The sequence below is a fragment of the Bradyrhizobium sp. USDA 4353 genome (genome assembly GCF_054063215.1).
Genome location: NZ_JBSSGB010000001.1, coordinates 2,684,127 through 2,704,219 on the forward strand (window position 1 = coordinate 2,684,127; position 20,093 = coordinate 2,704,219).

Below are 20,093 nucleotides of genomic sequence, written 5' to 3' on the forward strand. Positions count from 1 at the left end.
ACCAGGGCGACGGAGTTATAGGAAGCGCCAATGACCGCACGACGACAGGCGGACTACGCGGTTGGCCGAAAGCCCATCCGGAAGGCGCCCCAATGCCGGCCCTTGACGACGATCGGCGCCGAGAGATCCTTCATCAGCACGAACTGCCCGCCGCCCATGTCGCGGCGATAGGTCTGCAGCAGGAAGGGCTTGTTGCCGGCGGCAGCGACCTTCTTCACCGCGCGGTCGTCGAACAGCCGGCGGTTGCGACAATTGGCGTTGTTCCAGACCGGGTCGGGCCCCTGCGGCTTGCGGTAGTTCGGATTGTGCGTCGGCAGATAGCCGCCGCGCGCCCAGGCGACGCAGAACACGATGCGCGGGTCGCTGCCCTGGATCGGGTCCTGGATCGCGGGCAGCACGCGGTCGGTGAACTCGACGTAGCGGGTGAGATACTGCTTGGGGTTGGTGCCGGGAATCTCGCGATAGCTCTCGTCCATCAAATCGGCGAGCGTGATCTCGCCCCGGTCGACCGCGGCCTCGAACACGGCCGAGATCTGCCGTGCGGCCTCGATGACGGTGCGGATCAGCGGCGCATCGGCGGTCTCGACGCCGCTCTCGGCGATCAGCCCGATCAGCGCCTCGGAGTGGTCGAGCAACTTGGCGATCCGGCTATCGGCCTGCTTCAGCTCGAGCGACGATTGGTCGACGCCCTTCGCAAGCTCCGCGAGCTCGGTGATGACCGTGTCGCAATGCGCGAGGTTGGAGGTCGCGGCCTTCGCCACGCCGTCGATCTCATGGCCGACGCTGGTGAAGCCGTCCTGGACGCGGACGATGATGCCGCCGATCTGCTGGGCGCCTTCGCCCGCGGTCTTGGCCCGCGAGGAGGCCTGGCCGCTCTCGCCGAGCAGGCTCTTCACCTGCGAGTCCAGCCCGCGCAAGGTGTCGCCGATCTGCTGCGTCGCCTGCCGTGTCGCCTCGGCCAGCGACTTCACCTCGCTGGCGACCACCGCAAAGCCGCGGCCGGCCGTTCCAGCGCGGGCCGCCTCGATGGTGGCATTGAGCGCCAGCAGATTGGTCTGCTTGGCGATCGCCTCGATCGCGACCGAGACCTTGGCGACCTGCGACAGGGCATCGCCGACCGAGCCGAGCCGCTGCTCGATGCGCTCCACCGAATCGACCAGCTCGGAGATGTGCCGCACCGCCGTCTCGACCACGTTGCGCGACTGCGCGATGTCGCCGACGGCTGCGGTCGTCGCGGATTGCACGGCCTGCGACGCGGTGGCGATGTCGTGATTGGCCGCGACCATCGTCTTGGCGGTGGCCTGCAGGTGCCCGAAGCGTTGCGACTGATAGCTGACCCGGTTGGCGACCTCCTGGACGTTGCCGGCGACGTCGGCCAGCTCGACGCCGAGCCCGCCGATGCGGTCGGCGATCTCGTCCATCAGCCGTTCGGCGCCGGAGCGCGCATCGTGATTTTCCAGAATGGCGCGTTGCGCGACGGACATGTCCAGGCTCCCGGGCGTGAAGAATTCAGCAGGTCACCGCTCAGCTCACAATTTGTAGGCGGTGCGGAAGCCGCCCCAATGCCGTCCACGGACACGGATCGGCACGTCGATTTCGCGCATCATGACGGTGTTGCCGTTGCCCATGTCGCGCGCGTAGCTCTGGATCAGATAGGGCCGCTGGTTGCGGCCGGCCGCCAGGCCCGCCGGATCGTTGAAGATGCGGCGGTTGCGGCAGTTGGCGGTGTTGAAGGCCACATCGCCCGGCCGCTGCGGATGCGAGTAGATCTTGTTGTGCACCGGCAGATAGCCGTTGCGATCGATGGCGACGCAGAAGGCCATGCGCTGGTCTTTGGCCAGGAACGCCTCCTGGAACGACGGCAGCGCGCGCTCGGCCCAATCGAGAATCCGGCTGCGATGCTGTTGCGGGTTGGTGCCGGCGATCTCGACATAGTTGGTGTCGAACATGTCCTCGAGCGTGATCTCGCCGCGCGCGACCGCGCTCTCGAAGATGCGATTGAGCTCGGTGCCGGCCTCCATGGCGCGGGCGACGAACTCGTTGTTCTCCTCATGCAGCGCCCAGAGCTTGTCCTCGATCTTCTCGCGCAGCTCCGCGCTCGGCGCATCGAACCGGGCCTGGGCGCCGGCCTTGACCTGCTCGGTGATGCGGAGACGGCAGGGGCCGACATCCTCCAGCACGGCGTCGAACCGCTCGTCGGTGGCGAGGCGGCTGGCGTCGGGACCGGTGATCAGGATGCCGTCGTTGGAGATCTCGTACACCGGCGCGGTGATCGTGCGCGCGCCCGACTTGATCTCGAGCTTGAGATGGCAGGGCAGCCGCTCGCTGCCGCTGCGCGCCGTGCGGTCGCCCTGGCGCAGCAGCACGGCGCAGCGCGCCTTCAGCTTCTGGGCATACATCGTCACCGCGCGGCCGGCGCTGGTGACGCGCTCGCCATAGCTCTCCGCCTGCTGGGTGGCGCTGCCGATATCGGCGGCGCTGTCGACCACCGAGGAGATGAATTGCGAGGCTTGCGCGGCATTATCAGACATCTCGCCGGTGGTCTGGTTCTGCTCGGCCACGGCGCCGTTGACGTTGGTGAAGACCGGGCGGATCGCCTCGATCGCTTGCGCGATGCGATGCACCGCATCGGCCGAGCCGGCGGCGTCCCTCTGCAGCGCCTCGATCTTGCGGGTGATCTCCTCGGTGGCGTTCTGGGTCTGCACCGCCAACGCCTTCACCTCCGTCGCAACCACGGCAAATCCGCGGCCGGCCTCGCCGGCGCGGGCGGCCTCGATCGTGGAGTTGAGGGCGAGCAAGGTGGTCTGGCGCGCGATCTGGGAGATCAGATTGACGACATTGCCGATCGCCGCGGAGGACTCGCGCAGGCGGTCGACAGTCTCGCGCGCCTCGCGGGCGGCGGCGCTGGCCTGGTCGGCGAGCTGGCCGGCGTCCTGGACCTGGGCGCGGATGCCGTGGGCGGATTGGGTCACCTTCTCGGCGGCCTGGGCGAACGTCGTGGCCGTGCCCTGCGCGGCGCTGCTGCGGCCGGACAGGGCGTCGGCGCGCTGGCGGATGTCGGTCAGCGTGCCCGCGGTCGCCTCTGCGCCGCTCGCCACGGCATTGGCGGCTCGTTCGAGCTGGCGGATCATGCCGCCGAGCTCGAGTTCCAGCAGGTCGAGAATGGCCTTGGCCGAATCATCGGGGGCCGCCGGCGGCTCGGGCGCGGCGACCGGCTTCGGCTCGACCACCGGCGCAGGCGCGGGGGCCCGTCTTGCAAGGAAACCAAACGCCATTGGGGTGGACCCCTGGTCGCGCGTGAGAAGGTGCAGAAGGCCGGTATCCTTGCACTTGACAGTGAAGCCATGGTTAACATTTGGCTTATGAGGGCAGGCGGCGCGGCGGTCCCCAGGGCCGCTCGCCCCCCCCTTGAAACCACCCCAAATCTTTGATTTTGACGATTCCCGGCCTATAAGGCCGCGCTTCCCGCAACTGACCTCCAGACGATTGCAAGAGACCTCGCATGGCCGGCCATTCCCAATTCAAGAACATCATGCATCGCAAGGGCCGGCAGGATGCGATGAAGTCCAAGCTGTTCGGCAAGCTGGCGCGCGAAATCACCGTCGCCGCCAAGCTCGGCACGCCGGACCCGGCGATGAACCCGCGCCTGCGCGCCGCCGTGGTCGCCGCCCGCGCCGAGAACATGCCGAAGGACAATATCGAGCGTGCCATCAAGAAGGCGCTCGGCGGCGAGGGCGAGAACTACGCCGAGATCCGCTACGAGGGCTATGGACCGGGCGGCGTCGCCGTCATCGTCGAAGCGCTGACCGACAACCGCAACCGCGCCGCCTCCGACATTCGCTCCTTCTTCACCAAGTCCGGCGGCAATCTCGGCGAAACCGGCTCGGTCTCGTTCATGTTCGACCGCGTCGGCATCATCGAATTCGAGCGCAGCGTCGCCTCCGATGACGCCGTGTTGGACGCCGCGATCGAGGCCGGCGCCGACGACGTCATCTCGGGCGAGGGCGGCCACGAGGTCTATGCCTCGCCGGACAGTTTCCACGAGGTCGCCAAGAACCTCGAGGCCAAGTTCGGCGAGCCGCGCAAGGCGGCGCTGACCTGGAAGCCGCAGAACACCGTGGCTGTGGACGACGAGACCGGCGAGAAGCTGGTGAAGCTAATGGATCTCCTGAACGAGCACGACGACGTGCAGAACGTCTACGCCAATTTCGAGATCTCGGACGCGCTGATGGCGAAGATGGGCGGTTGACGGACGGTTAACCACGAAGCTCCGGCCGTTCCGTTTATGTTTCCTCCGGGGCGGCGCGAGGCTATCTCTAACCCATGAAAGCCCAGCCGATTCGCGCAGCCACCCGCATCATCGGGATCGATCCCGGCCTCCGCCGCACCGGCTGGGGCGTGATCGAGAGCGAGGGCAACCGGCTGATCTATGTCGGCTGCGGCTCGGTCGAGCCGCCCGACGACCTGCCGCTGGCGAACCGGTTGCTTGCGATTCACGAGGGGCTGGCCAAGGTCCTGAACGACTTCCAGCCGCTGGAGGCCGCGGTCGAGCAGACCTTCGTCAACAAGGATGGCGTCGCCACCTTGAAGCTCGGCCAGGCCCGCGGCATCGCCATGCTGGCGCCGGCGATGTTCGGAATTTCGGTCGCCGAATACGCCCCCAACCAGGTCAAGAAGACCGTGGTCGGCGCAGGACATGCCGACAAGGGCCAGATCGCGGTGATGCTGAAGATCCTGCTGCCCAAGGCCGAGCCGCTGTCGGCCGACGCGGCCGATGCGCTGGCGATCGCGATCACCCACGCCCATCACCGCCAGGGCCAGGCGCTGCGCATGAAGGTGGCCGGCCTATGATCGGCAAGCTCAAGGGCCTGATCGACTCCTACGCCGAGGATTTCGTCATCCTCGATGTCGGCGGCGTCGGCTATCAGGTGCACTGCTCGGCGCGGACGTTGCAGGCCTTGCCGTCGCCCGGTGAAGCCGCCACATTGTCGATCGAGACCTATGTGCGCGAGGACCAGATCAAGCTGTTCGGTTTTCGCTCGGATGTCGAACGGGAATGGTTTCGTCTTTTGCAGACCGTGCAAGGCGTCGGCGCCAAGGTCGCTCTTGCTGTGCTCGGCACCTTGCCCCCGGCCGATCTCGCCAACGCGATCGCGCTGCGCGACAAGGCCGCGGTGGCGCGCACGCCGGGCGTCGGCCCGAAGGTCGCCGAGCGCATCGTGACCGAGCTGAAGGACAAGGCGCCGGCCTTTGCCGATGTCGACCCCGGCGTGGTCAGGCTGTCCGGCGCGATCGAGGACTCCCGCGCGCCGCAGCCGATCGCGGATGCGATCTCCGCGCTGATCAATCTCGGCTACGGCCAGCCGCAAGCGGCGGCTGCCATCGCCGCCGCCTCGCGCGCCGCCGGCGACAAGGCCGAGACCGCGCAACTCATCCGCCTCGGCCTCAAGGAGCTGGCCAAATAGATCGCCGCACCGGGCGAGCAGAAGGACAACGATCTCCATCATGGTGAGCAAGAAGGACAAGGAGCTGATCGAGGCGGCGACAGCAGCCGTAAAGGGCCGCTACCGCAACGATTGGCAGGAGGTCGGCGCGGCCATGCGCACCCGCGACGGCCGCATCATCACCGGCGTCAACATCGACGCCTATCTCGGCCGCAACGCCGTTTGCGCCGAAGCCATCGCCATCGGCCGCGCCATCACCGAGCATGGCGACCACGGCATCGAGACCATCGTCGCCGTGCGCCATCCCAAGCCCGGCGAACCGGGCGAGGTCGCCGTGGTCTCGCCCTGCGGCACCTGCCGCGAGCTGATCCATGACTACGACGCGAAGGCGCGCGTCATCGTCCCATCGAACGGCAAGGGGCCGGATGTCGTGACCATCGGCGAGCTGCTGCCGAACAAATACCGGCGCGGCAACGAATGAAGCCGCCTGCGCGCATGGTCAGCCCGGAGCGGCGCTCCGACGATGTCGGCGACACCGCGCTGCGTCCGCAGCAGCTGTCGGAGTTCGTCGGCCAGCAGCAGGCGCGCGCCAATCTGTCGATCTTCATCGAGGCGGCGCGCAAGCGCGGCGAGGCGCTCGACCATGTGCTGTTCGTTGGTCCTCCCGGCCTCGGCAAGACGACCTTGGCGCAGATTGTCGCGCGCGAGCTCGGCGTCGGTTTTCGCGCGACGTCGGGGCCGGTGATCGCCAAGGCCGGCGATCTCGCGGCGCTGCTGACCAATCTCGAAGAGCACGACGTGTTGTTCATCGACGAGATCCACCGCCTCAGCCCGGCGGTCGAGGAGGTGCTCTATCCCGCGATGGAGGATTTCCAGCTCGACCTCATCATCGGCGAAGGACCGGCCGCGCGCTCGGTGAAGATCGATCTGTCGAAGTTCACGCTGGTCGGCGCCACGACGCGCGCGGGCCTGCTGACCAATCCGTTGCGCGACCGTTTCGGCATTCCGATCCGGCTGAACTTCTACACGGTGGAGGAGCTCGAAGGCATCGTGACGCGCGGCGCCCGGGTGCTCGGCGTCGGCATGACCGCCGACGGCGCCAATGAGATCGCGCGCCGTGCCCGCGGCACGCCGCGCATCGCCGGCCGGCTGCTGCGCCGGGTGCGCGATTTTGCCTCGGCGGCCGACGCCAGCGCGATCGACCGCGCCATCGCCGATCACGCGCTCAGCGCGCTGGAGGTCGATGCCGCCGGGCTCGATGCGATGGACCGGCGCTATCTCACCACCATCGCGCTGAACTACGGCGGCGGTCCGGTCGGCGTCGAGACCATGGCCGCGGCACTGTCCGAGCCGCGCGATGCGATCGAGGACATCATCGAGCCCTATCTCATCCAATGCGGCTATCTGCAGCGCACCCCGCGCGGCCGGCTGCTGACCTCGCATGCCTTCAAGCATCTCGGCATGGCCGAGCCTGCCAACCGCGATCCCGGCCAGATCGGCCTGTTCGGCAATGATGATGATTAACGAAACTGCTGACAATCTGCACAGACGCACCCGAAATCGGTTGCAATGACCGGGGAGAAGAGAGCTGCTGCGAGGAGTTCATCCATGCTGTCGCGCCGTCGCTTCCTGTCGTTCTCAGGCGGGCTTGCCGCCACCGGTTTTTCCACCGCCACCTACGGCGTCGGCATCGAGCCGCTCCGCCTCGGCGTCACCGACTATCATATCCATCCGCGCAACTGGCCGGCCGGGCTGAAGCTGAAGATCGCGGCAATCGCCGACATTCATGCCTGCGATCCCTGGATGTCGCTCGCGCATATCGACGGCATCGTGCAGCGGACCAACGCGTTGCAGCCGGATCTGATCGTCCTGCTCGGTGACTACGTCGCCGGCCATCGTCACCACATCGGACGCATCGATGCCTCGGAATGGGCGCCGGTGCTCGGCCACTTGAAAGCGCCGCTCGGCGTCCACGCCATTCTCGGCAACCACGACTATTGGGACGACCGGACCGTACAGCGCGACGGCCGCGGCGCGCCGTTCGCCCAGAAGGCGCTCGAGGCCGTTGGCATCCCCGTCTATGAGAACGATGTCGTGCGGCTGAGCAAGGATGGTCATGCCTTCTGGCTCGCCGGGCTCGGCGATCAGCTGGCCTACATGCCGGCGCGACGCTTCCGGCCGGTGCCGCGGATCGGCGTCGATGATCTCAAGGCCACGCTTCGGAAAGTGACGGACAGCGCCCCCGTGATCCTGCTTGCCCATGAGCCCGACATCGCGCTGCGCGTGCCGGCGCGTGTGTCGCTGCAGTTGTCCGGCCACACGCATGGCGGCCAAATCCGCGTGCTCGGCTGGTCGCCCGCGGTGCCCGCGCGCAACGGCGTCAACCTCGCGTATGGCCACATCCGCACGCAATGCGACGTGATCGTCTCGGGCGGGCTCGGCTGCAGCATCATGCCGGTCAGGATCGGCATGCCGCCGGAGATCGTGCAGGTCAGCGTCGGCGGGGAACCGATGGAGGTGACGTCCTAGGCTTGCGCTCGCAGCTCACTTGCGCGAAACGATGGCCATGTCCGGCGATCGAGGATTTCCAGTGACCCAGCATCTCGACGGCGAGATCCGCGACGGCCGTCATCATATGCAGGTTCGCGTCTACTACGAGGACACCGACTTCTCAGGCATCGTCTACCACGCCAATTATCTACGCTTCATGGAGCGCGGCCGCACCAACCATCTGCGGCTGATGGGCGCCGAGCAGCACGCGCTGTTCGCGGAGGCCGCCAGCGAAGCCCCGGGCTTCGCCTTCGTGGTGCGCTCGATGACGCTCGATTTCCTGCGTCCGGCGCGCATGGACGATGTGCTCGACGTCGTCACCTGGCCGATCGCGGTGAAGGGCGCTTCGATCACGCTGGCGCAGGAGGTGCGACGCGGCGAGGACGTGCTGGTCAAAGCCGACGTCCGCGTCGCCTTCATCAGCGGCGGCAAGGCGCAGCCGATCCCGAAGGCGCTGCGCGACCTGATGAAGGCCGACCTTGCCTAGGCGGGCGAGCTCTCGGGTTTGGTGAGCAGCTCTCCGTCGCGCCGCAGGAGCGAAGCGTCAAGGAGATCGCGAAGGCCGCTCTGCACGGCCTCACGCAGCTGCGCGCTGGTCGAGCCGAAGCCGAACAGGCGGGCCACCGCCTGGAGCAGCTGGTCCTCCTCGGCGCCAAAGTTCTGCTCGACGACCTGCAGGATCGCTGCCTTGATCTCCTCCGGCGGCAGCATCTCGGGCTTGCGCAAGGTCGTCGATTGCACGTCCTCGCGGTTGCGCACCACGATGGTCTGGCCGGGCACAACGTAGAACGGACCGCCTGCGATCTGTCCTTTCGCCGCGGCCGCGTTCAGTGCCGCCCTTACGGCATCGCGAATACGGTTGCCGGCGCGCGCGAGGCCCCAGGCAGATCGAATGCGGACGATGATTTCCGACTCGTGCACCGGTCCTTCGACGGCGACGATCTCGACAACATGCCGCATCATGTTGGTGAGTGATGTTTCGTGCGGTTCGACCTCGCGCCGGACTCGCAGCTTCACCTCTTCATAAGGCGCCGCGGTCGGCGTCTGAGCGGCGACCTCGGCGGGGCGCGCTTCAGCCGACTCTGGCGTTGCGACTTGCGGATCTGCCGGTGGCGCGGACTGCGTCTCAGTGACGCCCTCGTCGATCTCCCGCCAATGCGCCTTCGCCGCCTCGATTGCGCGCAGCACCTTCTCGGTCTCCTCCTTGGGGCGGAGAAACCAGTCCGTCGACCAGATCCGATGCAGCACCCAGCCATGGGCTTCCAGCACGTTCTGGCGCAGCCGGTCGCGATCCCGCGCTGAGCGCGACGCGTGATATTGCGCGCCGTCGCATTCGATGCCCAGGAGGAAGCGGCCGGGCTTGTCAGGATCGACGATCGCGAGATCGACGAAGAAGCCGGCGGTGCCGATCTGCGTCTTCACGTCATGGCCGAGCGCCCGCAGCTTCGCCGCGACCTGCTCCTCGAAGACGGAGTCCGGATCGCGACCGGTCTCCTGCGCGATGCCGAGCTGGCCGGTCTGTGCGAAGGTCAGGAACGTCTTCAGCGCCGCGATGCCGTGGCCCTTGGCGCGCGACAGGTCGATGTCGTCGCCGGTGATCGAGGAGAACACCTCGCAGCGCAGCTTGGCACGGGAAATGAGCACGTTGAGGCGGCGCTCGCCGCCATCCGAGTTCAGCGGGCCGAAGCTCATCGAGACGAAGCCTTCCTTCGTCCGGCCATAGCCGATCGAGATGAAGATGACGTCGCGCTCGTCGCCCTGGATGTTCTCGAGGTTCTTGACGAAGAACGGCTCGCTGGTGCCGCGGGAGAAGAACTCTTCGGTCTCGGGGCTCTCCTTGCGCATGATCTCGAGCTGATCCTGTATGGCCTGGCGCTGGGCCACCGAGAAGGTCGCGACACCCAAGCTTCGCTCCGGCATTTCTTTCGCGTGGCGCATGACGGCCTCGGCCACGATCCGCGCTTCCCCGGGATTGGTCCGGCTGCTGCCGCGCTCGTAATGCGCATCGGGGTTGTAGTTGAACTTCAGCCCCATGCCCGCGACCGCGTCATAGGGGCTCGGCACGATGAACAAGCGATTGTCATAGAACTGCTTGTTCGACACTGCGATCAGCGACTGGTGCTTGCTGCGATAGTGCCAGTTGAGCATCCGATGCGACAGGCCCTTGGCGAGACAGAGGTCGAGGATGCTTTCGGCGTCCTTCACCTGGAAGGTCGGCTGATCCTCATCGTCGGCATCCTCGTCATCATTCCCCGTGAGCTTCGCGAAGAAGCGTGTCGGCGGCAGCTGCCGCTCGTCGCCGACCACGACCATCTGCCGGCAGCGTGCGACGGCGCCGAGCGCGTCGACCGGCTCGATCTGTGAGGCCTCGTCGACGACGAGCAGATCGAACGCGATCGCGCCGGGTTTCAGGAACTGGGCCACCGACAGCGGGCTCATCAGGAAGATCGGCTTGATCTGCTGAATGACCGGACCCGCACGCTCGAGCAGCTGGCGGATGGGCAGGTGATTGCGCTTCTTGGCGAGCTCGCCATTGAGCACGCCGAGCGGCCCGATGCCGCCGGCATTGCGCGGCAGCGCCGCGGCATGCTCATAGGCGATCTGGTCGCGGGCAAGCTGCATGCGCTCGATATCGAGCTTGCGGAAGCCGTCGACCAGCCGGTCATGCGACTCGCCGTCGAAGCGTTTGAGCTGCGGATTCTGTGCGAAGATCACGCCGCGCATGGCGTCGTAATAGGAATTGTCGAAGGTCTGTTCGAGCGCGTCGCCCGGCAGCGAGCCATCCAGCGCGCGGTCGACCAGGGCCGTAAGACCGTTGGCGCGTGCGAGGCGGACGCGCTCCATGAACGCGATCCAGCGGGTGAGGCGCTCGGTCGAGCTCCGCCACTCCGAAAGGGTCTGCGACAACGCGTCGAGCCGCAGCTGATCGCCCGGATCGAGCGTGATGCGGCTCGGCTCCAACTGCAAGAAGTCGATCAACCGCTGAAGGCCTGACCTCAGGCTCGTGAGATCGGACTTGAGCTGATCAATCGCCTGCCGGTCCTCGGCTGACAGAGTGAGCTGCGCCAGATGTTGGCGCGTCGCATCAGTAGCGAATGGTTTCGGGAACTCGCTCCACCAGGCGGTCAGCTTCGCAAGTGCATCCCAGTCCGATTGCTCCTTTTGCCAGGCGGTGCCGAAGGCCGCGCGACCGGCGCTCACAACGTCGTCGAAGGATTTGCGCGCGGCCTGCGCGGCGATCAGACCGTCGATCAGCAGGAGTCGCTGATCGAGCGCTTTCGGCATCGGCACCTTCAGATACGAGGCCAGCAGCGCCATCTGACCGCGATAGCGTGCGCTGAGCAGTCGAAGCCACGAGCCGCCTTTTTCTGCGATGACCTTGCGGCAATCGACCATCGAGGCATCCCAGGCGGAGTCGACGAAAGCCTGCTCGAATGCCGTCTTCAGCTTGGCGTAGCGCAGTCCCTTGTCGACGATGTCGGCAATTTCTTGCGGCCGGCTCCATACGGACTCGCAAAAAGCGGTCTTGTCGCAATCGGGCATCGCGGCCGCGGCCTCGGCAAACGCCAACGCGGCCGTGACGTCGGCCAAGGTGGCCGGCGAAGCCAGCGCCAATAGCGAGCCGATTCGCGTTGCGCCCGCGGTGACGCGAGCGAGCACGCTTGCAAGATCCTCCAGCGATCTCCGCAGCTCGGCCATCTCGACGGGGTCCAGCGCGTCGCGGCCGACGCCGCGCCATGGGTGCTGATGAGGGGCGCCGTCGGCCGCAATCCGTTCCGCCAGCTCGGCGATCAGCTCGCGTCGCCGTTCCAGCTCCAGCGGAGTCCAGGAGGGCGCGTCCTGCAAGGGCAGAGCCGGCTGCCTCGACGAGTCTCCGCAGCGCACGAGGTGGCCGAGCAGCCGGAAAGGCGTCAGCTCGCTCGGCTGATGCGGCTGATGCATCATGTTGGCATGCTGGTTGAGGCTGTCGCGGCTATCGGCCAGCCGCTGCACCAGGGTGGCCTCGCCACGCGGCGCAGGAACGCCAGCGGATTTGCAGCGCTTCAGCTCCTCCAGCAAGACGCGCTTGTTGGCCTTGTTGGAGTGCAGCTCGAGCGCCAGCGAGCCGAGACCCACGGCCTTCAGCCGCCGGTGCACGACGTCCAGCGCTGCCATTTTCTCCGCGACGAACAGCACCGTTTTCCCCTCGGCCGCAGCCGAGGCGATGATGTTGGTGATGGTCTGCGACTTGCCGGTGCCCGGCGGCCCCTTGACCACGAGGTCACGACCGCGGACCACCTCCTCGATCACCACGGCCTGCGACGAGTCGGCATCGACGACGTGGTTCATCGCGATCGGCTGGATCACGGGATCGATCTTGCCATTGTCAGCGACGATCGGCTCGGACGCCTCGAAGCCGTTCTGCAGCAGCGCCGTGATCAGCGGATGCCGGTCCAGTGCGCCGTCGGACGGCCAGGTCTCCGGATCGAGGTCGCGATACATCAGGAATTTTGAGAAGGAGAAGAAGCCGAGGACGATCGCGTCCGCCTTCACCTCCCATCGCTTCTTGGTCGCGACGGTCTCGGCGATGCCGGCCAGATAGGCGGCGATGTCGACGTCGTCCTCGTCGCCGAAATCCTCGATTCTGAGCCCGAACTCCTCGTTGAGCTTGGCCTGCAGCGAGAGATTGGGCGAGGGCGGCTCCGAGCGCGACACGAGATGGAAGCGCTCGGCCGCGCTGCTGCGTTCGAGGCGCACCGGCAGCAGAACGAGTGGCGCGAAGCGCTCGGTGTTCGACTTGTCATCCTCGAACCATTTGAGCAGGCCGAAGGCGAGATAGAGGATGTTGACGCCCTGCTCCTCCTCCAGCGTGCGCGCGTCGTACCAGATGTCGAGCAGGCGCTTCTGCAGCGGCTCGGACGACAATCGCGTCTGCAGCCGGGTATCGGGTGAGCGGCTTGGCTTGTCCGCTTCATGATCGGCCGACTTGTCGTTGGCAGCCGGTGGAGCGGGCGGCGGAAGCGGCAAAGTCGGAGCGGATGCGGAGTCGGATGTCTCCGCAATGGCTTCGGGCTTGGCCGGAAGAAACGTGAAGCGCTTGCCTTCGCCGAGCTGCTCGAACAACGTTGCTGAGCGCGCGCCGACAATATCGATCGTGCGGGTGGTCTTCGTTTTCAGCGGGATGTGCACGAGCCGGTTGCGCGTGCCCAGATCGAGCAGCGCGCGCCGGTCCGCCAGCAATCGGTCTCGTACGGATGTTCCTGCCACCTGCAATCCTCCTGCGATTCGAGGATTGCAACCCGACGTGACCGCGGTCAAGCATCGCGGCTAGGCAGCTGCCTTGTGCCTTGCGAGTTCCGCCTTGTAGAGCTCGAACTCCTCGCTGATTGCGCGGGCAATCGAGGGGCGTGCGCGCAGCCGCTCATAATAGGCTTTCACGGCCGGCCATTTCGGGAGCTCGATCGGCGGTGTGGCCATGGTCCAATTGATCACGGTCACGAGATAGGCATCGGCGACGGTGAAATGGTCGAGCAGAAACGCGCGACCATCGAGATATTTGTCGAGATAGTCGAGCCGCGAGAGGTTCTTCTTCAGGACATGAGTCTTCATCTCGTCGGGTGCGGTCCTGTCGAGGATCGGGATGAACAGCCCCTTGTGCAGCTCGGTGCCGATGAAGCACAGCCATTGATGCAGCCGGCTGCGGTCCATGCCGGGGCCGGTCCCGAGTTTCGCGTCGGGGAAGCGGTCGGCGACATATTGCAGGATGGCTGCGTTCTCGGTGAGCAACTCGCCGTCATCGGTGCGGAGCGTCGGGACCAGGCCGAGCGGGTTGACGGTGCGGAAATCCGAGCCGTCGTTGCGGACGATCTTCGTCTTCGGATCGACCTCGAGATAATTCGCCGCGGCGCCTGCTTCATAAAGAGCGATGCGGGTGGCGAGCGAACAGGCGAGTGGTGAGAAATACAGATCCATTGGACGTCTCCCTGGGGCTCCGGACCGGAGCGTTGATTGATTTTTATACTGTCTCGCATAATATATGCCTGGTCAAGGAATTTAGTGCGAAATGGTACAAAAAAAGAAGGGGCCGCCGCATGGCGACCCTCCTCCCGAAAAATCCGCAGCGCCGGCCGAGCCGAAGCGGCGCGGGCGGCCGCGGGCCTATGAGCCGGAGGTCGCCCTCGGCAAGGCGCTCGATCTGTTCCGGACGACAGGGTTTGCCGCGACCTCGCTCGACGATCTCAGCGCCGCCACGGGCATGAACCGGCCGAGCCTCTATGGCGCGTTCGGCGACAAGCGCGAGCTCTACATCAAGAGCTACCAGCGCTACCGAGATAACGCGCGTGCCCTGATGGGCGATATCTTCCGCAACGACTGGCCGGTGCGGCGGCAGCTCGAGCAGATCTTTGCCACGGCGCTCGACATCTATTTGTCCGGAGAAGAGGGACCGCGCGGCTGCTTCACGGTGATGACCGCCGGTTCGGAAGCCGTCGCCGATCCCGACATCCGCGCCATGGTGCAGAATGCGCTGACCGAGCTCGACAAGGCGTTTGCGCATTGCTTCCGGCGCGCCAAAGAAAAGGGCGAGCTTCCCGATGGCGCAGATCCCGTGGTGCTGGCGCAACTGGCGTCGGCGACGATCCACTCGATCGCGGTGCGCGCCCGGGCCCGGGTGCCGCGTGAGACCCTGGAGGCGATCGTCGCCGGCGCGATCGATGTGATGCTGGGCGGCAAGTAACGTCTCAGTATCCTCTCGTGCGATCGACCGTGTTGCGCAGCGCGCCGCCGGCCTCGAACGTCGCGATCTGCTCGGCGACGTAGCGCGAGATCGCATCGGCGTCGGTGTCCGCAGCGTTGTGCGGCGTCAGCACGACCTTCGGATGGGTCCAGAACGGGCTGTCGGCCGGCAGCGGCTCCTGGCCGAACACGTCGAGCGACACGGCGCCGAGCGTGCCGTCGTCGAGACAGGCGAGAATGTCAGCCTCGTTCTGCAGCCCGCCGCGGCCGGCATTGATTATGATCGGCGCGCCGAGCGGCGACGTGCGCCGGAGCTTCGCGAACAGGCTGCGATCGAGGATGCCGCGCGTATCGGGCGTCAGCGGCAGCAGGGACACCAGAATGTCGGTCCGCGCCAGGAAGGCGTCGAGCTGTGCCGCGCCGTGGAAGGTCTCGATGCCGTCGACCCGCTTCTCGCTGCGGCTCCAGCCGGCGACCTGGAAGCCGATGCGCTTGAGCACCTCGGCGGCGTCGATCCCGAGCGTGCCGAGCCCGAGAACGCCGACATTGATCGCAGCGGCCGGCCATTGATATTTCGGCGCCCAGCGCTTCACCCGCTGCGACTCGCGCAAGTAAAGCTCCTGGCGATGATGCATCAGCACGTGCAGCACGACCCATTCGGTCATGCGCTGCGTGAGGTCGTCGACGGCCACGCGCACCAGCGGCACGCCGGGCAGGGTCTTGTCGGCCATCAGGGCGTCGACGCCGGCGCCGAGATTGAAGATCACGCGCAGGTTCGGAAAGCCGGCGAGCTCGCCGGGGACCGGCTTCCAGACCGCCGCATAGTGCACGCTGGCCGGATCGAGGCCGGCATCCGGCAGCAGCACGACCGAGCGATCGCTGCAGACTTCGTTGAAGCGCGCCTTCCAGCGCTGCGGCGACCAATTGTCGGTGCCGCCATGGATCAGGAGCGCCAGCGCGCCTTTGCTCATTGCAGGGTCCTCTGAGCTTGCGTGATCTGCTCCACATACCAGATCGCGCCGGCAGGCCAATCTCCGGGCATCAACACGGAGACATCGTCATGCGCAAACTGCTTCTCGCCACCGCCCTGGTCATCGCTTCCGCCGCCGCGGCCCAGGCCCAGACCATCGACGTCGGCTCGATTCTGTCGGCCAACGGCATCTCCATCGGCAAGGGTGGCGGTCAGCCGCAGGCCGGTGGCGCGGGTCTGGCGCAGGGCGCCGGTCAGCAGGGTGGCCAGAGCGCCGCCGGTCAAGGACAGGGCCAAGCCCAGGGCCAAGGACAGGGGCAAGGGCAGGGCCAGTCGCAGCGGCAGGCCGGCCGGGCCAAGCAACCGCGCGAGAGCGCCCAGGAGACGCGGGCGCGCAACATCGCCGCCAAATACGGCATCTCCTGGTAGGCACGCCGTTCCTGCCGGCGGAACCCGCGAAAATTGTTCGCGGGTCTGTCGGCCCCGGGCATACTCCGCCGTCTTGGAGACGAAGGGAGAGGCCTGCCCATGCTGTATGCGCTGCTTTGCTATCACGATGAGGATGTCGTCTGCGCCTGGAGCAAGGACCAGGATGCGGCGGTCATGGCCAAGCTCGCGGTGATCCAGGAGCGGCTCGCCAAGCAGGGCCGGCTCGGGCCGGTGGCACGGCTGCTGCCCACCACGGCAGCGACGACCCTGCGCAAGGAGGATCCGCCGCTGGTGCTCGATGGTCCCTATGCCGAGACCAAGGAGCAGCTGCTGGGCTTCTACATCGTCGACTGCGCCAATCTCGACGAGGCGCTCGACGTCGCCCGCGAGTTCGGCGAGGCCAATCCCGGCGGCTCCTACGAGATCCGTCCCGTCGGTACCTTCCGTCCGGGGGGAGCGCTGGCATGAGCGACGCGGCCTGGATCGATGCGGCCCTGACATCAGCACGCCCCCAGGCCGTCGGCGCATTGCTGCGCTACTTTCGCGACCTCGACACCGCGGAGGAGGCGTTCCAGAACGCCTGCCTGCGGGCGCTCAAGAGCTGGCCGCAGAACGGCCCGCCGCGCGATCCCGCGGCGTGGCTGATCATGGTCGGCCGCAACGCCGCGATCGATGATGTCAGGCGCACCCGCCGCGAGCAGCCGCTGCCGGAGGACGAAGCCATCTCCGATCTCGGCGACGCCGAGAGCGCGATCGCCGACCGGCTGGACGGCTCGCATTATCGCGACGACATCCTGCGGCTGCTGTTCATCTGCTGCCACAAGGAGCTGCCGGCGACGCAGCAGATCGCGCTGGCGCTGCGCGTGGTGTCCGGCCTGACGGTCAAGCAGATCGCCCGCGCCTTCCTGGTCAGCGAGGCGGCGATGGAGCAGCGCATCACCCGCGCCAAGGCGCGGGTCGCGCAGGCCGACGTGCCGTTCGAGACGCCGGGCGCGGTCGAGCGCTCGGAGCGGCTGCTCGCCGTCGCCGCGATGATCTACCTGATCTTCAACGAGGGCTATTCCGCCAGCGGCGAGACGGCGGCGCTGCGCCAGCCGCTCTCCGAGGAGGCGATCCGGCTGGCGCGGCTGCTGCTGCGGCTGTTTCCAGGCGAGCCGGAGATCATGGGGCTCACGGCCCTGCTGCTGCTCCAGCACGCGCGTAGTGCGGCACGCTTCGATGCCGAGGGCTTGCCGATCCTGCTCGACGACCAGGACCGCACACTGTGGAATCAGCCGCTGATCGCCGAAGGGCTGGCGCTGATCGACAAGGCGATGCGGCATCGGCGCAGCGGGCCCTACCAGATCCAGGCGGCGATCGCGGCGCTGCATGCGCGCGCGGCGCGGCCCGAGGACACCGACTGGACTCAGATCGATCTGCTCTACGGCGCGCTCGAAGTGGTGCAGCCATCGCCGGTGGTGACGCTCAATCGTGCCGTCGCGGTCTCGAAGGTGCGCGGCGCGGAGGCCGCGCTCGAGCTGATCGCGCCGCTTGAGGGACGTCTTGCCAATTACTTTTACTTTTTCGGCGTGCGCGGCGCGCTGTTGATGCAGCTCGGGCGCAATGACGAGGCGCGGACGGCGTTCGATCGCGCCATCGCGCTCGCGCACAGCTCGGCCGAGGCCGCCCACATCCGCATGCAGCTCGACCGCTTGATGCGCGACGGCGCAACTGCGCAGGCCAGAGTAGGTCAATGACCCCGGGCTGAGACCGGAGTGAAAATTTTCTGCTTCGTTGTCGGCGGAGGGGGGTCTCCGGCGTCCTTGGAGCAGCATCATGGGGAGGAGCTTGGAATGTCGACGATCACCTTGGACCAGCCGGTCTCGCGCGCCGAATTGTGGGGCGGCCGCATCCTGAGCGGGCTGGTGATCGCGTTCCTGCTGTTCGACGGCGCGATCAAGCTCATCCCGCTCGATGTCGTCACGCAGACGATGGATCAGATGGGCTATGGCGGCAGCGAGGGGCTCGCCCGCACGCTCGGCCTGATCACGCTGCTCTGCACCGCGCTCTATGCGCTGCCGGCGACCTCGCTGCTCGGCGCGATCCTGCTCACCGGCTATCTCGGCGGCGCCATCGCCTCGCATGTCCGCATCGGCAGCCCGCTGTTCAGCCACGTGCTGTTCGGCCTCTATCTCGGGCTGATGGTGTGGGGCGGATTGTGGCTGCGCGACCGCCGTTTGCGCGCGCTGCTGCCGCTGCGCTGACGCATGATCTTTTCCACCAAGGAGGACGACATGATCTGCCCCTATCTCAACTACAACGGCGACTGTGAGCAGGCCCTCCAGCACTACGCAAGGACGCTCGGCGCCAAGATCGATATGATGATGCGCTATGGCGAGGCGCCGCCCGAGATGCCGTGTGACCCGGAGCACAAGGACAGGATCATGCACGTCCGCTTCTCGATCGGAGGTGAAATCCTCATGGCTTCCGACTCGCCGCCCCAATACGATCAAGGCAAGCCGCACGGGATTTCGGTCGCGCTCCAGATCACGGATCTCGCCGAGGCCGAGCGCAAGTTCAACGCCCTGCTCGAGGGCGGCGCCGTCACCATGCCGTTCGGCCAGACGTTCTGGTCCAAGGGCTTCGGAATGGGGGTCGATCGTTTCGGCATCCCCTGGATGATCAATTGCCCCGCTGAGGGCTTCGAGGCCTCGCGCCACTAGCGGCACGAAGGATACATCGCCTTCAGATCGCGCCCGCGCAGCACCAGCAGCCGCGACGTCAGTCCGCCGCGGCGCTCGATCCAGCTGCGCACCGGCGCGGGATAGGTCTGCAGCACCAGCTTCGAGGCCTCGGGCTCGGCATAGACGCGGCCGCGACGGTCGACCGAGCGCGCGGCGTGGAAGCCGAGTGCGGCGCGCCGCGTCACGCAGATGCGCTCCTCGGGCACGACGCTGAGCACCAGCGTGCAGGCGGACAGGCACGGGCCGTCGATCACGACGCGCTCGCCGGAGGCGCGCACCTTCTCGAACAAGGTGAGGAAGGATCCAACCTCGCCGCCCGGCGAGGAGATGATGCGGACATCGGCGCGCGCCAGCAACGTCGCGATGCCCCAGAGGACCACCGCGAGCAGCAAGGTCAGGATGATGCGCACCCGGCTCGGCATCGTCGTCCTCATGCGTTCCTGCGTTGACCTCGCAAGGTCGGCAGTCCGATTCCGGCCGCGTCGAAGCCGCCGTCCACGGCGAGCACCTGGCCGGTGATGTAGCTGGATCGATCCGAGCTCAGGAAGAAGATGGCTTCCGCCAGCTCCTCTTCAAGTCCGTAGCGGTTGAGCGGAATGGCGTCGTGATAGTCGGCGCGGATCTCCGGCGTGTGCACCGCCTTGGCCATCGCCGTCTCGACCGGACCCGGCGCCACGGCGTTGACGCGGATGCCGGCGGAGGCGAGCTCGACGGCGAGCTGCTTGGTGAGATGCGCCAGCGCCGCCTTGCTGGTGCCGTAGGCCGACCGCAGCGTCGAGGCGCGCACCGCGGAGATCGAGGTGATGTTGACGATCGCGCCGCCATGCTCGCGCATCAATGGCACGGCCGCGCGCGTGCACAGGAACGGTCCTGTCAGATTGACGTCGAGGATGCGCTGCCAGTCGGTCTCGCTGGTCTCCATGATCGGCGCGAAGCGCGCGACGCCGGCATTGTTGACCAGCGCATCGAGGCGGCCGAACGTCTTGGCAATGCGCTCCAGCGCATCGGCGACCATTGCCGCATCCGAGACGTCGCAATGCAACGCCAGCGTTTGCTTTGGCGATTTGAGCGCGACGGTGGCATCGGCCAGCAGCTTGCTCTCGATGTCGAGCAGCGCGACGCGCCAGCCCTCCATCAGGAATCGCTTGGCAGTCGCAAGCCCGATGCCGCGCGCGGCGCCCGTGATCAGGGCGACCTTGTCGCTCGGCGTCGTCCTCGGTAACTCCGTCACGGCCATCGCCTCCTTCGGCCGGCGGCCCGGCT

At 66.9% G+C, this 20,093-nt stretch carries 20 protein-coding genes; 13 read left to right on the top strand and 7 right to left on the bottom strand.

The genetic code is table 11. The annotated features are described in order from the left end of the window. Positions 1-53: 53 nt before the first annotated feature. Both ACVILH_RS12015 and ACVILH_RS12020 read right to left on the bottom strand, forming a co-directional pair. Positions 54-1,484, bottom strand: a complete 1,431-nt coding sequence (locus ACVILH_RS12015) for a methyl-accepting chemotaxis protein (protein WP_456713072.1) — start codon at positions 1,482-1,484, stop codon at positions 54-56. 45 nt (positions 1,485-1,529) lie between these two features. Beyond that, entirely contained in the window at positions 1,530-3,275 is a 1,746-nt protein-coding gene (locus ACVILH_RS12020) for a methyl-accepting chemotaxis protein (RefSeq protein ID WP_456713073.1), read from the bottom strand. Positions 3,276-3,502: 227 nt separating this feature from the next. On the opposite strand from ACVILH_RS12020, the gene ACVILH_RS12025 reads away from it, so the two are divergent. The 7 genes from ACVILH_RS12025 (at position 3,503) to ybgC (ending at position 8,481) form a co-directional block, all read left to right on the top strand. Continuing rightward, complete coding sequence (locus ACVILH_RS12025) at positions 3,503-4,249, top strand: YebC/PmpR family DNA-binding transcriptional regulator (RefSeq protein ID WP_434856217.1); 747 nt, start codon at positions 3,503-3,505, stop codon at positions 4,247-4,249. A 74-nt stretch (positions 4,250-4,323) separates the two neighbouring features. Beyond that, complete coding sequence (ruvC, locus tag ACVILH_RS12030) at positions 4,324-4,851, top strand: crossover junction endodeoxyribonuclease RuvC (RefSeq protein ID WP_456713074.1); 528 nt, start codon at positions 4,324-4,326, stop codon at positions 4,849-4,851. Then, positions 4,848-5,465 (top strand): Holliday junction branch migration protein RuvA, encoded by a 618-nt coding sequence (gene ruvA, locus ACVILH_RS12035; RefSeq protein WP_009026702.1) that lies wholly within the window; start codon positions 4,848-4,850, stop codon positions 5,463-5,465. The genes ruvC and ruvA overlap by 4 nt, the downstream gene beginning before the upstream one ends. Before the next feature lie 40 nt (positions 5,466-5,505). After that, positions 5,506-5,925, top strand: a complete 420-nt coding sequence (locus tag ACVILH_RS12040; protein WP_456713075.1) for a cytidine deaminase — start codon at positions 5,506-5,508, stop codon at positions 5,923-5,925. After that, on the top strand, positions 5,922-6,968 hold the full coding sequence (ruvB, locus tag ACVILH_RS12045; protein ID WP_456713076.1) for a Holliday junction branch migration DNA helicase RuvB: 1,047 nt from the start codon (positions 5,922-5,924) through the stop codon (positions 6,966-6,968). The genes ACVILH_RS12040 and ruvB overlap by 4 nt, the downstream gene beginning before the upstream one ends. Before the next feature lie 84 nt (positions 6,969-7,052). Next, positions 7,053-7,973, top strand: coding sequence for a metallophosphoesterase (locus ACVILH_RS12050; protein ID WP_456713077.1), 921 nt, complete (start codon positions 7,053-7,055; stop codon positions 7,971-7,973). A gap of 61 nt (positions 7,974-8,034) precedes the next feature. Further along, positions 8,035-8,481, top strand: coding sequence for a tol-pal system-associated acyl-CoA thioesterase (gene ybgC / locus ACVILH_RS12055; RefSeq protein ID WP_456713078.1), 447 nt, complete (start codon positions 8,035-8,037; stop codon positions 8,479-8,481). On the opposite strand, the gene ACVILH_RS12060 is transcribed toward ybgC, so the two are convergent. After that, positions 8,478-13,292: a DUF3320 domain-containing protein gene (locus ACVILH_RS12060; protein ID WP_456713079.1), complete on the bottom strand. Its 4,815-nt coding sequence runs from the start codon at positions 13,290-13,292 to the stop codon at positions 8,478-8,480. The two genes, ybgC and ACVILH_RS12060, sit on opposite strands and share 4 nt — an antisense overlap. A 9-nt stretch (positions 13,293-13,301) precedes the next feature. Next, the gene (locus ACVILH_RS12065) at positions 13,302-13,946 is read right to left on the bottom strand and encodes a glutathione binding-like protein (protein WP_456713080.1); all 645 of its coding nucleotides are present in this window, start codon (positions 13,944-13,946) and stop codon (positions 13,302-13,304) included. A gap of 91 nt (positions 13,947-14,037) precedes the next feature. Between ACVILH_RS12065 and ACVILH_RS12070 the strand changes: the two genes are divergently transcribed. Further along, positions 14,038-14,709, top strand: a complete 672-nt coding sequence (locus ACVILH_RS12070) for a TetR/AcrR family transcriptional regulator (RefSeq protein ID WP_456713081.1) — start codon at positions 14,038-14,040, stop codon at positions 14,707-14,709. A 4-nt stretch (positions 14,710-14,713) separates the two neighbouring features. Here the strand turns inward: ACVILH_RS12070 and ACVILH_RS12075 are convergent, their stop codons facing one another. Beyond that, the gene (locus tag ACVILH_RS12075; RefSeq protein ID WP_456713082.1) at positions 14,714-15,679 is read right to left on the bottom strand and encodes a 2-hydroxyacid dehydrogenase; all 966 of its coding nucleotides are present in this window, start codon (positions 15,677-15,679) and stop codon (positions 14,714-14,716) included. A gap of 89 nt (positions 15,680-15,768) precedes the next feature. Between ACVILH_RS12075 and ACVILH_RS12080 the strand changes: the two genes are divergently transcribed. From ACVILH_RS12080 to ACVILH_RS12100, 5 genes are all read left to right on the top strand, one after another. Next, positions 15,769-16,107 carry a hypothetical protein gene (locus tag ACVILH_RS12080; RefSeq protein ID WP_456713083.1) on the top strand — a complete coding sequence of 113 codons (339 nt, stop codon included), beginning with the start codon at positions 15,769-15,771 and terminating at the stop codon, positions 16,105-16,107. Between the two features lie 99 nt (positions 16,108-16,206). Next, positions 16,207-16,575, top strand: coding sequence for a YciI family protein (locus ACVILH_RS12085; protein WP_456713084.1), 369 nt, complete (start codon positions 16,207-16,209; stop codon positions 16,573-16,575). Continuing rightward, positions 16,572-17,843 carry an RNA polymerase sigma factor gene (locus ACVILH_RS12090; protein WP_456713085.1) on the top strand — a complete coding sequence of 424 codons (1,272 nt, stop codon included), beginning with the start codon at positions 16,572-16,574 and terminating at the stop codon, positions 17,841-17,843. The genes ACVILH_RS12085 and ACVILH_RS12090 overlap by 4 nt, the downstream gene beginning before the upstream one ends. A gap of 138 nt (positions 17,844-17,981) precedes the next feature. Further along, positions 17,982-18,350 (top strand): DoxX family protein, encoded by a 369-nt coding sequence (locus tag ACVILH_RS12095; RefSeq protein WP_456716955.1) that lies wholly within the window; start codon positions 17,982-17,984, stop codon positions 18,348-18,350. A gap of 30 nt (positions 18,351-18,380) precedes the next feature. Further along, the gene (locus ACVILH_RS12100) at positions 18,381-18,809 is read left to right on the top strand and encodes a VOC family protein (protein WP_456716956.1); all 429 of its coding nucleotides are present in this window, start codon (positions 18,381-18,383) and stop codon (positions 18,807-18,809) included. On the opposite strand, the gene ACVILH_RS12105 is transcribed toward ACVILH_RS12100, so the two are convergent. After that, positions 18,806-19,252, bottom strand: coding sequence for a hypothetical protein (locus ACVILH_RS12105; RefSeq protein ID WP_456716957.1), 447 nt, complete (start codon positions 19,250-19,252; stop codon positions 18,806-18,808). The genes ACVILH_RS12100 and ACVILH_RS12105 overlap by 4 nt on opposite strands. Positions 19,253-19,260: 8 nt before the next feature. Continuing rightward, complete coding sequence (locus tag ACVILH_RS12110; RefSeq protein WP_456713086.1) at positions 19,261-20,067, bottom strand: SDR family NAD(P)-dependent oxidoreductase; 807 nt, start codon at positions 20,065-20,067, stop codon at positions 19,261-19,263. Positions 20,068-20,093: the final 26 nt, after the last annotated feature.

Bases quoted from the DNA above. Each gene is read 5' to 3' on its own strand.
- ACVILH_RS12020 (WP_456713073.1), bottom strand. From the start codon at position 3,275: ATGGCGTTTGGTTTCCTTGCAAGACGGGCCCCCGCGCCTGCGCCGGTG.
- ruvC (WP_456713074.1), top strand. From the start codon at position 4,324: ATGAAAGCCCAGCCGATTCGCGCAGCCACCCGCATCATCGGGATCGAT.
- ACVILH_RS12065 (WP_456713080.1), bottom strand. From the start codon at position 13,946: ATGGATCTGTATTTCTCACCACTCGCCTGTTCGCTCGCCACCCGCATC.
- ACVILH_RS12080 (WP_456713083.1), top strand. From the start codon at position 15,769: ATGCGCAAACTGCTTCTCGCCACCGCCCTGGTCATCGCTTCCGCCGCC.
- ACVILH_RS12105 (WP_456716957.1), bottom strand. From the start codon at position 19,252: ATGCCGAGCCGGGTGCGCATCATCCTGACCTTGCTGCTCGCGGTGGTC.
- ruvA (WP_009026702.1), top strand. From the start codon at position 4,848: ATGATCGGCAAGCTCAAGGGCCTGATCGACTCCTACGCCGAGGATTTC.
- ACVILH_RS12100 (WP_456716956.1), top strand. From the start codon at position 18,381: ATGATCTGCCCCTATCTCAACTACAACGGCGACTGTGAGCAGGCCCTC.
- ACVILH_RS12025 (WP_434856217.1), top strand. From the start codon at position 3,503: ATGGCCGGCCATTCCCAATTCAAGAACATCATGCATCGCAAGGGCCGG.
- ACVILH_RS12070 (WP_456713081.1), top strand. From the start codon at position 14,038: ATGGTACAAAAAAAGAAGGGGCCGCCGCATGGCGACCCTCCTCCCGAA.
- ACVILH_RS12090 (WP_456713085.1), top strand. From the start codon at position 16,572: ATGAGCGACGCGGCCTGGATCGATGCGGCCCTGACATCAGCACGCCCC.
- ACVILH_RS12050 (WP_456713077.1), top strand. From the start codon at position 7,053: ATGCTGTCGCGCCGTCGCTTCCTGTCGTTCTCAGGCGGGCTTGCCGCC.
- ACVILH_RS12015 (WP_456713072.1), bottom strand. From the start codon at position 1,484: ATGTCCGTCGCGCAACGCGCCATTCTGGAAAATCACGATGCGCGCTCC.
- ruvB (WP_456713076.1), top strand. From the start codon at position 5,922: ATGAAGCCGCCTGCGCGCATGGTCAGCCCGGAGCGGCGCTCCGACGAT.
- ACVILH_RS12110 (WP_456713086.1), bottom strand. From the start codon at position 20,067: ATGGCCGTGACGGAGTTACCGAGGACGACGCCGAGCGACAAGGTCGCC.
- ACVILH_RS12075 (WP_456713082.1), bottom strand. From the start codon at position 15,679: ATGAGCAAAGGCGCGCTGGCGCTCCTGATCCATGGCGGCACCGACAAT.
- ACVILH_RS12085 (WP_456713084.1), top strand. From the start codon at position 16,207: ATGCTGTATGCGCTGCTTTGCTATCACGATGAGGATGTCGTCTGCGCC.
- ACVILH_RS12040 (WP_456713075.1), top strand. From the start codon at position 5,506: ATGGTGAGCAAGAAGGACAAGGAGCTGATCGAGGCGGCGACAGCAGCC.